Origin of the sequence: Streptococcus sanguinis (genome assembly GCF_050225395.1) — a bacterium.
In the GTDB taxonomy this organism is placed as follows: domain Bacteria; phylum Bacillota; class Bacilli; order Lactobacillales; family Streptococcaceae; genus Streptococcus.
This window is the reverse complement of record NZ_CP071431.1, coordinates 2209245-2221858: the sequence shown is the minus strand read 5'-3', so window position 1 is coordinate 2221858 and position 12614 is coordinate 2209245. Positions and strand designations below refer to the sequence as shown.

12 protein-coding genes and 1 pseudogene are annotated in these 12614 nt (G+C 32.3%); 7 read left to right on the top strand and 6 right to left on the bottom strand.

The features are described 5' to 3' along the window. Window positions 1-130: 130 nt before the first annotated feature. Window positions 131-366 (top strand): annotated as a pseudogene (locus tag J1C81_RS10790) (tyrosine-type recombinase/integrase); the annotation flags it as partial. Between the two features lie 406 nt (window positions 367-772). On the opposite strand, the gene J1C81_RS10785 reads toward J1C81_RS10790, so the two are convergent. From J1C81_RS10785 to J1C81_RS10765, 5 genes are all read right to left on the bottom strand, one after another. Then, window positions 773-1918 carry a low temperature requirement protein A gene (locus J1C81_RS10785; RefSeq protein WP_002916830.1) on the bottom strand — a complete coding sequence of 382 codons (1146 nt, stop codon included), beginning with the start codon at window positions 1916-1918 and terminating at the stop codon, window positions 773-775. 214 nt (window positions 1919-2132) lie between these two features. Then, window positions 2133-2549 (bottom strand): helix-turn-helix domain-containing protein, encoded by a 417-nt coding sequence (locus J1C81_RS10780; RefSeq protein WP_155114792.1) that lies wholly within the window; start codon window positions 2547-2549, stop codon window positions 2133-2135. Window positions 2550-2577: 28 nt separating this feature from the next. Continuing rightward, the gene (locus tag J1C81_RS10775) at window positions 2578-3183 is read right to left on the bottom strand and encodes a DUF1269 domain-containing protein (protein WP_002916827.1); all 606 of its coding nucleotides are present in this window, start codon (window positions 3181-3183) and stop codon (window positions 2578-2580) included. Between the two features lie 688 nt (window positions 3184-3871). Beyond that, on the bottom strand, window positions 3872-4387 hold the full coding sequence (locus J1C81_RS10770) for an HdeD family acid-resistance protein (RefSeq protein ID WP_002916825.1): 516 nt from the start codon (window positions 4385-4387) through the stop codon (window positions 3872-3874). Window positions 4388-4610: 223 nt separating this feature from the next. After that, a complete protein-coding gene (locus tag J1C81_RS10765) occupies window positions 4611-5123 on the bottom strand; it encodes a helix-turn-helix domain-containing protein (protein WP_002911102.1) in 513 nt (170 codons plus the stop codon). A gap of 207 nt (window positions 5124-5330) precedes the next feature. Between J1C81_RS10765 and J1C81_RS10760 the strand changes: the two genes are divergently transcribed. The 4 genes from J1C81_RS10760 to J1C81_RS10745 are packed head-to-tail and all read left to right on the top strand — an operon-like array spanning window position 5331 to window position 7876. Further along, complete coding sequence (locus tag J1C81_RS10760; protein ID WP_002916824.1) at window positions 5331-5513, top strand: hypothetical protein; 183 nt, start codon at window positions 5331-5333, stop codon at window positions 5511-5513. A 44-nt stretch (window positions 5514-5557) separates the two neighbouring features. Beyond that, window positions 5558-6535 carry a hypothetical protein gene (locus tag J1C81_RS10755; RefSeq protein ID WP_002896713.1) on the top strand — a complete coding sequence of 326 codons (978 nt, stop codon included), beginning with the start codon at window positions 5558-5560 and terminating at the stop codon, window positions 6533-6535. Window positions 6536-6546: 11 nt separating this feature from the next. Next, window positions 6547-6735 (top strand): DUF3173 domain-containing protein, encoded by a 189-nt coding sequence (locus J1C81_RS10750; protein ID WP_000369785.1) that lies wholly within the window; start codon window positions 6547-6549, stop codon window positions 6733-6735. A gap of 1 nt (window position 6736) precedes the next feature. Beyond that, a complete protein-coding gene (locus tag J1C81_RS10745; protein WP_002911106.1) occupies window positions 6737-7876 on the top strand; it encodes a site-specific integrase in 1140 nt (379 codons plus the stop codon). A 328-nt stretch (window positions 7877-8204) separates the two neighbouring features. Here the strand turns inward: J1C81_RS10745 and J1C81_RS10740 are convergent, their stop codons facing one another. Then, complete coding sequence (locus tag J1C81_RS10740; RefSeq protein WP_268683733.1) at window positions 8205-8636, bottom strand: hypothetical protein; 432 nt, start codon at window positions 8634-8636, stop codon at window positions 8205-8207. Between the two features lie 270 nt (window positions 8637-8906). On the opposite strand from J1C81_RS10740, the gene J1C81_RS10735 reads away from it, so the two are divergent. Both J1C81_RS10735 and J1C81_RS10730 read left to right on the top strand, forming a co-directional pair. Continuing rightward, a complete protein-coding gene (locus tag J1C81_RS10735) occupies window positions 8907-9293 on the top strand; it encodes an Rrf2 family transcriptional regulator (RefSeq protein ID WP_002916252.1) in 387 nt (128 codons plus the stop codon). Between the two features lie 168 nt (window positions 9294-9461). After that, window positions 9462-12602 (top strand): amino acid adenylation domain-containing protein, encoded by a 3141-nt coding sequence (locus J1C81_RS10730; RefSeq protein WP_427197459.1) that lies wholly within the window; start codon window positions 9462-9464, stop codon window positions 12600-12602. Window positions 12603-12614: the final 12 nt, after the last annotated feature.

Below are 12614 nucleotides of genomic sequence, written 5' to 3'. Positions count from 1 at the left end.
TGACAAAAGATATCAAGTAAGCGACGAATTATTACTCTGTGAGGTAAATATGATGGTTTAACTGGCCGAAAGGTCCGAATTAGGGTCATTTATAAGTTGGCTAGATTTATTGGCTTGAAAACTTGATATTGCTTCAGTCAATAAGTATCTTAAAGGCTTGCTTAAGAATTTAGAGGTTGAGCAAATTTTAACAACAAAAGGTGCACATCATACTTATGGGAGCCACTTATGGCATAAGGTATTGATTTAGGAATTATTGCTAAGATTTTGGGACATAAAGATATTTCAATGCTTGTAGAGGTATATGGGTATACTTTGGACGAAAAAATCACAGAGGAGTTTATGGCAGTAAAAAGTTTATTGTGAACCCCCGACTAATTGCACGGTAAATTGATTTTGAACAAACAAAAAAACCTTGTAAATCAAGGCTTTTTCTTATCTATTTCTATGCCCCCTGCATGAATTTGTAAGAACTTTTCATATTGAAAATAAACAAAAATGTTGAAATATAGCTGATTTTAGGGAAATACTTTTAGGTATTTTCAATGTCAGGATTTAAAAATGGGGCAAAAGTGGGGCAAAAACAAATTAACGAAAAAAATATCGAGTTCGTGCATCAAGTAAATGATAAATTGCAAGAATAAGTGCAACATTTACTCGAACTCATCCTCTAGAGCTTCACTAGCAGTTCTGTAAGCTAAACATTTTCGTGGTCGGTGATTGATATCATATAAAGCCTTGGTTCCCAAAGCTTTTTTATGTTATAAACTCATTAAAAGAACCCCCAGTTAGATTTGGAATATTTTTTATTCTGTGTCACATAAAAATAAATAAAATGAATGGCTATAGCTAGAGCTAAAATGGTTGTTATACTCACTACTATTATAGGATTAGAAGCAAAGATTAAAGAGAGAATCAAGGCAGCCAGATAGAGTGTCGCTTGGACACAGTAGTAACTTTTCGAATAGCGAAGATAGTGTTTGTTATAGGGCCCATTTACTAGGACAGCAGCTTGAAAGAGGCCAAATCCGATATAAGAGAAGCTGGTTGCAAAGAGACGATTAGCTTCAGGATTCAGAAGAAAACTCATCGATACAGTCATCATCATAAGCCCAATGAAAATAGGATAGTGACTGTAAATTAGAAATAGCCCCTTTTGATTAGATTTTTCATCAATAGCATGGTCGAATTGACCAAAATAAAACAAGAACAGAGAAATCATAATTATGAAATAAAGAACCGAATAAATCGAGAAATTCTCGATTGTAAAGAAGTTAGCTAGCCCCATAATCATCTCTCCAAACGTAATAATGACAAGAAGGGAGATGCGCTCGATTAAATGGGGGAGATTTACCTGGTAATGCTTATCTTTACTAAGCAAGATAATTGGCATAATAAATGTTAGCAGAATACTAGCAAATAAGATAGAGACCCCAACGTAAATAGGAAGAAGAGCTGCTAGATAGACTCCTAAACTTCCTAGACCTGTTATCCATAGAAAACCTTTGATACTTTCCCGATTAGCATTATCGGTTGATTTTCTAAAAAATTCAACCAAATATTGTAAAAATAAGGTAAAGGTTAATGTACCAATAGCCCAACAGAGATAATGAGAATATTGTTGCCAATCAGGTCCAATCATATTGGCTATAAAGAGTAAAAGTCCCATTTTGATAAACATGATTACCATGTTAAATAAAGAGTTCTTTCCATAGCGATTGGTATAATCGGTTTGAATCATCCAGGAATCGATGAGAAACAAAATAGCAATGAAAAAATCAAGGAAAGAATTCCAAGTCAAAATACCGTTATGAAGATGGTCGATTAAAGTAGTTACTTTTGAAATTGCAAAAACAAAAACTAAGTCATAAAAAAGTTCTGAAAATTCTACACGTTTATGTTTAATAAGAGTTGTCATCTTAAGACCTTTCTATTTTAGAAGTACAATTTATTATACCATAAAATGGTAATGAGAGAAAAGGAGATGCTTAAATAACTTTATGTGGCGCGAATTGTCAAAACCTTGGAGCACATTTACCTCATGTACCAACTCACAGGCAGAGTGTTTGATGATTGATAATGAAGAATAAGATTTTACAATAGAAAAGCGAGGATATCCTCGCTTTTTTTATTTAATCTAATAGCTCCTTATTTTCAATTAAGAGCTCTAGTGGAGATTTATCTCTTGCTTCAATAAAACCAGGTTCATATTGGGTATGAAGTGTTCTTTTCTGAGAAGTTGGATCAATATACAACTCTTTTCCATCTTCTGTGTATAGTTGGTTGCCTCTTGTTAGGTAAAGTAAATCCTCTAAGTACTGTCCATCAGTATGTAGGAAATACTCGATGTATTTGACAGCTTTTAAGATTTCACTTACTTTATCAGAGTATTCATTAGATTCAAGAACACTCTTTTCTAACTCAATCTCTTTACTCGTTCCAAAGAGTTGGGTTGGAGTTGCATTAAAATATTCTGCTATCTTATCCAAATTTGCAAAGGTAGGATAGCTTTTTTGTTTTTCGTAATCAGAGATGGACTGTTTACCGATTCCTAATTACCTCAGTCTCTTCAGTCTGTTAATTTTTTTTCGAAAATTTCTCTTTAATATTAGCTTTCAATTTATCAAATTTTTCACGACGAGCTTCTTTTTTATCCGCAATTAAGCGAGCTTTAGCTTGATGCTCTAAATCTTCTTGAATTTTGAGAGCTGACTCTATTTCTGCCGCAACAGTAGCGACATCCCACCTAGCAATGTGAACCTGATACTTTTCAAAAATAGAATTTAAAACAGATTCATCATTTTCTTGTACAAGTGCAATAATAGCTACTTCGCCATTTGTCAACTTATTACTAACGGTTGTAATTAATACCGAATTGGCCAATTCTTTGTCTGAACCAACGGAGGCGCCAATTGCTCCACCAGCAGCAAAACCAAAGAGAACACCTAGTGGTCCACCTAAAATTCCGATTAAACTACCAATTAATCCGCCTTCGAAATAATCATCTCCTAGGGAATCCATCAAATCAAAGCTATCTTTGACGTTAACAACACCATTTTCAGCTTTTACAATTGAAGCCTGAGCTAATTTTGTATTTTCAGTTTGACCAAACTGTTTTAATTCTGAAAAGGCCTGAAAGGCTTCACTTTCAATATCAAAAATTGAGACAACAACATTTTCCATGGGCTTACACTCCTTTATTACTTTATAGAGATAGAATAAAATCTCCTATATTTAGTAGTACAAAATACTGCTACACAAGGTGAATTATAGCATACAATAATCTTTTATGTAATATACAATATTTTACAAAGAGATTGAGGTTTTATTACAAAACTTATATTCTATAAATTAGACAACTTTAAAATTTTGATTAAAAAGAAAGATTTGGATAGAGCTGTTGGTAGACTTAGGAAATTTTAAGAACATGCATTAGTTAAACTCAAAATACAAGAAAAGCCTAAAAAGACTATACTGTAAGTGACAAAACAAAACAGGAGGATAGTCCAAATGAGCCACTTACATTAGTCCTGTGAAATACAGAACTAAATCCTTCACTTAAATTACTTGTCTAACTTTTTGGGGTCAGTACAAACAGTGCTTTTTTTGTTGAAATCGCAAAGAATCTAAGCTTTCTTTTTGCAGATAACATTCGCTCTTTTATTTTCGGTATGATTGAGTCGATGCCCCGTTCTCGACCGGTTATTATTGCAACTTATCGAATGCTAGAGCACTATGCCATCACTTTTTGGAAGAATACTTGGAGCAATTCTACGCAGAATGGAATGCGAAAAAGTGATAATTAAAGAGACGAAAAAGCTGAGAATATGATTTCCCAGCTTTTTTGAATGCGATAGAAATAGCAACTAGACTATTTACGAAAGGCCTCAATAATGTAGGTGAAGCCAGTAACTAAAAATGAAAAGGCAATGACATAAACGACAAAGACACCTGTAGCCACTGGATTGAACAGAATCACTAGACCTAGTAAAAATTCAAGCAAGGCTACCCACGTGATATTGCTACCAATAATAGGGAAAATCAATCCTAGACGAATGCCTTTAAAGAAAGCAATAATGGCTTCTACAATTAACCAAATTCCTACAATGGTCGGAATGACGACCGGCAGGGTCACAAAGCCATAAGCAACGAGGTAAAGAGCTAAGAGAAGACTAACAAACCCTTCGAAAAGATAAACAGGTGAGCGAAGCTCTTTTGGTGCAGAGAAATAGCCTAAAATAGCTGCTATAGAAGAAACCAGTAAACCAAATGAAATCCACCAGCTGTAAGCAACAAGATTAGCTACTGGGTTTGTAAATAGGAAAAGTCCTAAAAGGACAAAAACAACTCCTGCAAGGAATAGCAGTAAACGATTAGAAAATTTCATTTCAATACCCCCTATATAGTATAGTATAGTTTGTTAATAAAACTATTGTACTTATTTTTATAGAAAATGTCAATAAAATAAATAAACAATTTGGAAGTTTCAGTCTGACTTACAAAAAGAAAAGGAGTTTTCACTCCTTTTCACAGATTGAAGACAAAGTCCTTATAAAAGTGTCTTCTAAAGATTTTAACTTCAATCTGAAGCGAGGTTATCCTCGCTTTTTCTATTTATCAAACAATTCCTTATTTTCAATTAAGAGTTCTAGTGGAGATTTATCCCTTGCTACAATAAAACCAGGTTCATATTGGTTATGAAGTGTTCTTTTCTGAGAAGTTGGATCAATATACAACTCATCTCCATCTTCTGTGTATAGTTGGTTGCCTCTTGTTAGGTAAAGTAAATCCTCTAAGTACTGTCCATCAGTATGTAGGAAATGCTCGATGTATTTGACAGCTTTTAAGATTTCACTTACTTTATCAGAGTATTCATTAGATTCAAGAACACTCTTTTCTAACTCAATCTCTTTACTCGTTCCAAAGAGTTGGGTTGGAGTTGCATTAAAATATTCCGCTATCTTATCCAAATTTGCAAAGGTAGGATAGCTTTTTTGTTTTTCGTAATCAGAGATGGACTGTTTACCGATTCCTAAATCTTCAGCTAGTTGAGTTTGGCTTACTCCTTTTTCTATGCGCAATCGTGCCAAATTGGGTCCAAAATTTTGAATAATAAAGGTCATGGGAAACTCCTATTTTTATTTTTAACTTATTTTATCACCTAAAAACTTACAAATCAAGTTTTTAGTTGACTTGCCCAAATATTTTTTATAAAATATATTTATAACTTAGAAATAAGTTATAAATGATAAAAAATAGTTCATAAGTTTAGGGACAGTGAGTGAGGAGGAAGTTGAGGATGAGACTATGACTTATGACTATTCGAAGCCTTGGAGCTAGAAATTGTGTGGACAAGGACAAGGGACGAGCCTGACGGGAAGTCAGGCGAAGTCCTGCAGACTGCCGTCCAGACAATTTCTAGCCAAGCAAAAGCTGGCTATTCTAACAGCCAGCAAAAAGGGACACTTAGGGCAACGCCCAAAGAACGACGGAACGAGCAATCGTTGATTTGACGGTGTTTCTGAAACCTAAAAAATCTAAAAGAAGGGGGACAATTTTGTTGGTTTCTATACAAGATTTAAGAAGTATTCAAGAACGATGTGATGTAGGAGAATTAGTACAGCGGTTAGATGTCAGTATTGATAGATTAACGGTTATCTGGGATACAGACATTGGTTCCCTAAGACAAATTTTTAAAAATCTGAAACAGGCAATAAGTACAAGAGTTGATTCATTTGAAATACATGATAACGTACGAGATGATGTATTTACTTTAGCTAAAGATTTTAATGAGTATGATTCAATCAATATTATATTTTTTCAATTATCCACTTATGGAAATGAACAATTGATTCGAATTGATTTCAATCCTAATACTTTAAAAGAATTTGATGGAATGAAAGTATGGAGGCAATTAATGTACTTTGCTAGATTGAATTCATTGACAGTACGTTTGTCTCGTTTTGATTTGGCATTTGACATTTTCAATAGGCCTGAAATCGTTAATTTGCAACATATTAAAGGTGGTGTTACCCATAAGGTCTTCTATGGTAGAGGGGGTGAATTAGAGACGAAATATTGGGGTTCTAGCGGTAGTAATGTACAAGTTAGGTTATATGATAAGAATAAAGAAATCATTGCTCACAAGCGCGATGAGAAGCTAGATTTGGCTGTAAATCCGTTTTGGTGGAGACTGGAATTCCAACTTAGAACCAAAGCGATTGGTGAGGAGATGGTCCAAGATGTTATGAATCGACTTGATAATTTCGGATTTTATAAGCTAGAACATATTCGAGTGGAGCAAAGAGCATTTACAATTATCTTTCTCAACAATCCTGAACTGTTATCATTGGCTTTTCCAAATTTAAAATCAGACAGCATCAAAAAGAAAAAAACAAGAGTCCGCAAACTATTGAGAGAAGAAACGAACCAATTTGCGGAAGAATTAAAAGAAGTATTAATACAGAATCTCCCTAAATTAAATGCAGAATTACAACTACTTGTAGGCGAGTTTCTGAATTTAGAAAATAAATAAGGAGGATAACTATGGACAATAATTTAATTAGTAACAAAGAATTAATTGAAATGGGCTATCGCCCTCATACAGCAAATGATATCATTCATCAGGCAAGAGAATTACTTGTCTCACGAGGCTATACATTTTATAATCGCAAACGTTTGATGGTTGTTCCAAAAAGTGTTGTAAATGAGATTCTAGGAACTGAGGTGGCGTAATATGGCAAGTGTTCGTTATCGAAAGCGAGGAGATAGTAATTTATGGACCTATGAAATTCGTAGCGAAGGGAAAACTGTTGTTCATAATAGCGGTTTTAAAACAAAAAAACTTGCAGAGTCAGAAGCTGAACCGATTCTGCAAGAACTTCGTTTAGGAAAAAGAATTTCTAGAGATATTTCTCTTGTAGATCTGTATCAAGAATGGCTTGAACTAAAAATTCTACCGAGTAGTAGGTCGGAAGAGACAAAGAAAAAATATCTTCTCCGTAAAAACACAATTGAAAGATTATTTGGAAATAAAAAAGTCACTCAAATTCGTGCGAGTGAATACCAAAGAATTATGAATAAGTATGGACAAACAGTTGGTAGAAATTTTCTTGGTAGATTGAATACTGGGATTCATCAGAGCATCCAAATGGCAATTGCAGACAAAGTTCTAATAGATGATTTTACACAACATGTCGAGTTATTTTCATCCAAAGAACAACAGATGACAGAAGAGAAATATTTACATACAGAAAAGGACTATCTGGATTTACTTTTAGCAGTAAAGAGAAAATTTGATTACCAACGTTCAATTGTTCCTTATATTGTCTATTTTCTATTAAAAACAGGCATGAGGTTTGGAGAGTTAATAGCGTTAACTTGGAATGAAGTTGACTTTGACAGAGGACTGCTAAAAACATATAGGAGGTTTAATACCCTTTCTCATAAATTTGTCCCTCCAAAAAATAAAACGTCTATTCGGATGGTACCGATAGACGAAGAATGTATTAAGATATTACAAGTCCTAAAAATTGAACAGGAGAAGGCTAATAAAGAGCTAGGAATCAAGAATAGGTATAAAATGATTTTTCAGCATTATGGATATATTCACTTGGTACCAGATATTGCAAGTGTCAATAAAGCTTTGAGTGTTCTTTTAAATGAATTAGATATTTATCCAATTATCACGACAAAAGGAGCACGTCATACCTATGGAAGCTACCTCTGGCACAAAGGATTTGACCTTGGAGTTATTGCAAAAATTCTAGGGCATAGAGATATTTCAATGTTAGTAGAAGTATATGGACACACTTTAGAAGAGAAAATTTTTGAAGAATTTAATCAAATTAGAGATGTTTGGAAAGATTGCTCATAAAAAAATGTGGGGCAAATGATGGGGCAAATCAGTTATAGACAAGCAAAAAAGCCTTATAAATCAAGGCTTTTTCCTGTTGATTTAGATGCCCCCTGCATGCCTTGGATTTTGTAGGGTAATTTTGCAAAAGTTGATAGAACAGTATTTTAGGCTTATTAAAGTGTAATAAAATGTGATAAAAGAGGTTGGAAAATAGAAAGAAGTCGGTCAAAAATCGGACAGAAGGTATTTCAGAGGAGAAATATCCTTTTTATGCCGAAGGAAAGTCCCTTTTATGCCATGAGAGGGCATGAAATAAGGAAAAAGTAAGGCTAGATATGCTTAACAGTCATTTAAAAGGATTACAAAATAGAGCATTATCTTGGAATAATTTTAAATTTTTAACAACTAAAGCAATACTTAAGAAAAAAGTAAAAATAGATATAGATCCAGTACAATATTTTTCTAAGTAACTAGTAGTTACAAATAAGTTGAATACACTAGCTAGGAACAAGAAAAGTGTGAAAATAATTATTTTAATATTCAATAATAGTTTGTGGCAAGATAGTTTGATCACTTTTCCATAAGTTAAATATGTTATACCACAAAAAAACCATAGAGCGAAAAACAGCAAATTATAAATGCGGATTTGTTTAGGAATAATCGTGTAGTAGCCGCCCCAGATAAATTGTCCAAAAGGTGCTCCTAGAAATAAAGCATAGTGTAAAGCGGCATTTATAAAAAAATTTATTGAGCATAGTAAAGAGAGTATTTTAGTCATTTATTTGTCCTCCTTTAATAACTGACAATGGTAAAAAAATCCTTATTATTATATAATGAAGTCATAGAGTATAATTTAAAACGTGTAACTACTAATTGTAACAATTATAATAATTTCGATATACACGGTATTCTGAAATTCTAATACAAAGTATTTAAGAAGTCAATAGAAGAGGTAATAAGTGTCATATTCAAATGCTTTTTTCAAGCAATAGAAATAGTTATTTTTATTAGTTTAGCATCTCAGAAGGATGATAGAAAGTATATTTCGGTGAAATTAATTTCTGAAAGTTTAGGATTTTCTTATTCTACAACTGTAAAAATTATTGATAAATTAAAATCTGAAAATTTAATTATTACGAAAGAAGGAATTAATGGGGGTATTTCAGTTGTAAGGAGCTTATCTGAGATTACTATGTTAGACATTTTTGAAGCAATTGAAAAAAATAATCCATTGTTTAAAATACAATATAATACTAGTTTGCTTGGGAACCCTATTAAGAGGATTGAGAACAATATTAGAAATAGATTAACTGATTCAGAGAAAATGTTGAGAGTATTTCTATCTCAAGTTTTTGTACAGGATCTAGTAGGGGAAGAGAGTCAAAAGATAATTTGTAACGAAAATGTAACTTTAGCTAATAATTTGAATAGGTGAGTAAGTGAGTGCGCTTATTTGCCTATTTTATTTTATTTTATATGAATTTACATTTATAATTTTCCTTAGAAATTATACATAAACATATATATTAATGAAATAAAGTGTTGACAACTAATCATAAAAGGTATATAGTTTGAGTAGAATTATAATTTTATAGGAGGATATATGAGTACTATTGAAAATGCATACCCTTTAAGTGAGTTGCAAAAAGGCATGGTTTTTTATACGGAAAAAGAAGATGGACTCTATCATGATGTTTTTATATATTCTTTTTCGGGGGAATATGATTTTAATTTGATTAAAAAAGCTTTTCAAATATTGATGGATGAAAATCCAGTGTTGAGAACTTCGTTTAGGATAGGAGATTTATCAGAGCCTATCCAATTGGTGCATAAAAAAGCTGAAGTATCAATAACAGAATTTATAAATTTTGAGGATAAGTTGTTAGAAAACGATATTAATGATTACGTATCTGAGAGACGACATCTATCATTTGAATGGGAGCTTCCCCCTTTGTGGCAAGTAGGGGTATTTAAAAATCAAAACAATGATAAGTTTAGTATTTGTTTGGATTTTCATCACTCTATTTTAGACGGGTGGAGTGTAGCGACGCTTATGCAGACGTTTTGCGAATATTATTTTAAAGAGCTAAATGGAGAAGCACATAATATATTAATTGAGGAGGATAATAACAAAGGAACTTATGCAGATTTTATTAAATTGGAGAGATCTGCTAGTGATGATAAAATTCATCAAAAATTTTGGGAAAATGAAGTTAAAAAGAGTAATTTAGTGTCACCTTACGGGGTAACTCAAAGCAAGAATACTAATATTAAAATTTATGACAAATCAAGAAATCTTAATAGTGATGATACTGTCTCTTTATATCAATTGAGCAATCGGTTAAAAGTTCCGTTGAAAAATATTTGTTTGAGTGTACATCTAAAAGTGTTGTCAATGCTTTCCAATGAAAAAAAGATTACTACAGGTATTGTGGCAAATGGCCGGCCAGAGATAGGGGGAGAGTCTACTTTGGGGTTGTTTTTGAATACACTTCCGTTCACAGTAAAAATCCCAGATTCTAAAAATTGGTCAGACTTTATTTTAAGTAATTTTGAAAAAGAAAAAGAAATTCTGCCATATAGGCGCTATCCTCTTTCTAAAATGTTGAGTGACAACAATAAAGATGCAATATTCTACACAGCTTTTAATTATGTTGATTTTCATGCTTATAAATCTGACACACTGAATAATAGATTCTTTTCGCTTTATGATCTTAAGGTGACAGAAAAAACGAATTTTTCTTTTTCAGCTCAATTTGTTAATAACTCCTTAGAAAATAAGTTAGGCATCACAATTACATACAATTCGGAACAATTCAGTAATGAACAAATTGACGAGGCTTTAGATTTATATCTAGCGACTTTTAAAATTGTTTTGAATTATTTGGACCACCCAGTAAGCGATAATCGTCTAATTCTTTTGGAAGATTCAAATTGGTATGCTGAATTGGTAGGGGATAGAGATGATAATGATTTAGTATCAATTTTAGAAAGATTTGAATATATCGTTCAAAATCATGGAGAAAAAGTAGCGATAAAGGAAGAAAGTCAGTCTTATACCTACAGTCAACTTGATAAGCATTCTAATTTTCTTGCGTATTTATTACAAAATAAAATGCTGTTAAATAAGCAAAGCAAGGTAGGTGTATATTTAGATAGGAGTTTTGAATTAATTAGTTCAATACTAGCTATTTGGAAGTTAGGTGCAGTGTATGTTCCGATAGATAGAAAGTTTCCAATTAAACGTATTGAGCATATTATTAATGATTCCTCAATAGACTGTATAATAGCTAGGGATGAAAAAGATATTGAAAATTTACCAAGCAATACCCCAGTAGTTAGCTTAGATGTACTAAAAGAAGATGAACCAGCAATTGAACGAAAGATTACTTCAAAAATTGTTGAACAAAATGATATTGCATATATCATATATACATCTGGTACAACCGGTGTTCCAAAAGGGGTATGTATTTCTCATCAAGGTATATCGAATTTAATAAAAAATTATGATTATTTTGCTGATGATAAAGTGTTAATGACTTTTAATATTGCTTTTGATGGTTGCCTTTTTGATATCTTGATTTCTCTTTCAAGCGGATCTTGTCTGTGCGTACCATTAACTCAAAGTTTATTGGCTGAAAATTTAAAGAGTAATATTGAGTACTATGGTATTTCTGTTTTAACCACGACTCCTTCTATCCTTTCGAGTGTAAAGCCGCAAGAATTTAAAACATTGAGAATGGTCAGTGTAGCTGGAGAAAAATGCCCTTTTAATTTAGCAAAAAATTGGTCGAAATTTTATGAATTTAGAAATTTATATGGTCCATCAGAGGGGACTATCAGTACATCGGAATTCAATTTTTCTTCTAAGATAGATATTGATGAGCCTTTTGAAATTCCAATTGGGAAACCGATTAACAATATTGCTATAACAATCGTTGATAATTTACTACAACCTCTTCCCAAGAATGTAATTGGTGAGATAGCAATATCAGGACAAAACTTGGCTTTAGGATATACCTCACAGAAAGAGACTGATAAAAAGTTTAAGACTTTCTTAACTTGTTCTAAGCAATCTCGGGAAAAAAGAGTTTATCTAAGCGGAGATAAAGGGAAGATTACAGGGGCAAATATCGTATATTTTTATGGTAGGGTGGACAGCCAGATTAAGATAAATGGAATTAGGATAGAAGTTTCAGAAATCAAAAATATTTTAGAAAAATTTCCTAATGTGGAGACAGCTCATATTATAAAAGGCGAAAAAGGAAGTAGAGAATATATATCAGCTTATCTAGTATTAGAAAATAAGCAATTAGATTTTGAAGAAAATTTAGTAGATAAACTAATTGATTTTCTAAAACAATACTTACCTCTTTATATGGTTCCAGAAGAGTTCTATATTTTAGAGGAGACACCGACTAACGACAATGGCAAACTAAGTATTCATGAACTAGATAAAAATGCTATAAAATTACATAAAAGCAACCAAAAGATGACTCTTCCTCGAAATGAGACGGAGCAATATGTATTTGATACTTTGTGTCAACTTTTAGGATCAAGTGGCATGAGTATCTATAGTAACATTTTTGAAATGGGCTGTAATTCTCTAACAGTTTTAGAATTAACTAAAAAAATTAACTTAAAGTATTCTATCCAATTGTCGATTCAGAAAATTTTTGAAAATCCAACTATTGAGAAGATTGCTATTGAAATATTAAAACAATTAATTATAGAAAGATCTTAAAATTTGTAGTAA